We start from the raw sequence: 504 nt of genomic DNA, 5'->3' as shown, positions 1-504 counted from the left end.
TGCACCACAGTTAATTGGCACAAACGCACCATTGCGGTATGACGAATGGTAGTGAATGTTACGCGCTACCACTTCTTTACCCGTACCCGATTCACCAAGGATCAAGACATTGGCTTCTGTACCCGATACTTGCTCAATAAGATGACGAACTTCTTGAATGCCGCGACTCTGCCCTACTAAGCTACGAAACAGCGTGTTTTTACGCGCACTTGCAACAACATTGACCCCTTTACGGCCAAGAAAATCTTTGCAGTGACGTAACGCTTCACTAAGCTGTGGGTAATTTAGCGGTTGCTCTAATTCGCCAACAAAGTTTGGGAGATCGTCTACAGGCAAAGGAAAGCTGCCCAAGACAAGAAGTGGGATATGGTATGCATCGTTGAGACGAGCCATCACGGCAGTTGCCGCTCGACCTGCTGAGATATTGCCAACGATACAGCCTGACCATACGCTAGACCAATCAACATCGCCTAGCTGTTCAGAACCAACAGCTTCGCAACTTTC

Annotated in this window: 1 protein-coding gene; it reads right to left on the bottom strand. The window is 48.2% G+C overall.

Going from position 1 to position 504, the window contains the following annotated elements; translation table 11 throughout:
• A partial coding sequence (locus R7R78_RS29780) for a sigma 54-interacting transcriptional regulator (protein ID WP_225475050.1) occupies positions 1 to 504 on the bottom strand: 504 nt, incomplete at both ends.

The sequence above is a fragment of the Vibrio sp. 2134-1 genome (assembly GCF_033339495.1).
This window is presented reverse-complemented; position numbering and strand designations above follow the sequence as displayed.